Origin of the sequence: Mesorhizobium sp. ORS 3428, from assembly GCF_001854785.1 — a bacterium.
Lineage (GTDB): Bacteria > Pseudomonadota > Alphaproteobacteria > Rhizobiales > Rhizobiaceae > Mesorhizobium.
This window is the reverse complement of the sequence record NZ_MDFL01000086.1, coordinates 1-1,446: the sequence shown is the minus strand read 5'-3', so window position 1 is coordinate 1,446 and position 1,446 is coordinate 1. Positions and strand designations below refer to the sequence as shown.

The 1,446-nt window shown below is 54.0% G+C and carries 2 protein-coding genes; both read right to left on the bottom strand.

Features of this window, described 5'->3' with window-relative positions; genetic code table 11:
• Positions 1–398: 2-oxoglutarate and iron-dependent oxygenase domain-containing protein (locus ORS3428_RS08510; RefSeq protein ID WP_201788301.1), on the bottom strand; the 398-nt coding region annotated here is incomplete at its 3' end.
• A gap of 850 nt (positions 399–1,248) precedes the next feature.
• A partial coding sequence (locus ORS3428_RS33750) for a hypothetical protein (RefSeq protein ID WP_210185687.1) occupies positions 1,249–1,446 on the bottom strand: 198 nt, incomplete at its 5' end.

Below are 1,446 nucleotides of genomic sequence, written 5' to 3'. Positions count from 1 at the left end.
CACTGGTTGGGTCCAAAGAACGGGCTCTCTACATTCGGCCGCTCAGGGCCGATGTCAAAGCACTCTTTTAGGTCCTTGGTTTTTGATGGGTCCGTGTTTTCGCCGAAGATCTCGATATAGCCACGCAGAGCGACCCCAGAATTACTGACGTGCAATTTCATTTTCTCTTCAAGCGGCAGGTTGAAGAAAGCCTTAGCTTGCGCAAAGGTCTCATCTAGCAACTTCTCCGAAATTCGGTGATTCTTGATGTACATGAAACCGACATTGGCGAGCGCCCAGCGAAATTCCTTCGCCACACTTCGTGCATCGCTTCCGTCCAACAACGGGCCCACGTCAACAATTGGAAGTCTATCGAATGTCTGACGCTGAGCATGAAGCCTGTCATCGAGCTGGACCAAATTTGATTTCGTYATGAGTTCACCAAGTTCTAACTGCATTATTTGTCGTGCGGCTACGCGAGGTCGGAGGTAGATACTCCGGAAGATACTCGCTGCCGGCAGCAGTGAGCCAAGATCGCTGAGTGGCCTGTGGCCGCCGGGAGGCCTAGACCAAGACAGCATCGGGTTCCRAATATCAGCCCAACGTCGTTCATCTTACGCACTCCCAGCGTTGCGGCTCGGCTTTCAGGACCAGAACTCTTTTCCGAGGTCGCGAGCCAGGAATGCGGCCGGCACCGCGCGTCTCCAAAGCGGCACACCACTAATGGCGATGTGAAGAGGTGTACAAACTTGGCCAAAACTAAGTCGTGTGCTTCAAGAGGTAAAGATAAACATGGTTTCGCCAATGTGAATTTTGGTTAACGTAAAAGAGACAAATCCTTATTGTGGTATTGCACCTATGGAAAAGTGGCTCCTGCGTTTGCGTGTGGTTCAGTCACTCGCAATCGGCGCGGCACCCGCGCTGAATTATGGCGAGCTCCGTTTCGGATCGATTGGCGGCACCTCGCAGGGCGCTCTGCCGACCGAGCGAGCATACCGCCTGCTCGCGACCGTCAAGGCGGGAGTGGCTGCGCGATCGGGGCCTGTGGCTCAGCCTTGACCGTTACTGCGCCCGCAGCCGACTGGCGACATGCCTCGCCTACCGACGTTTTACTCGCTCCAATTTGATTTTTCATGCGATGCGCGAAAATGGGGTCCMGATTCCGTGGTCATTGACAGTTACAGATGATCCAGAAGGTTGTGGACCACTTTAACGGCGTATGCGTTTCGAACAGGCTGACCATTGGTGAGGGCACTTGATGACAATTGGTCAGCGTGGAAGCCCGACACATGAAGCGACATAGACCACACTGGAGTGATTAGGGTCCAATCTGCGCGGACGTTTCACCAGGATCAGCGGCTCAACATACTGCACCGAAAAGACTGCTCCGATGTGTTCTCTTCTGTAAATCGTGGTTGACTCGTCGGCATAGGAGCTGAGCATCGGCAGTGCAGGCTGAGCTGAACC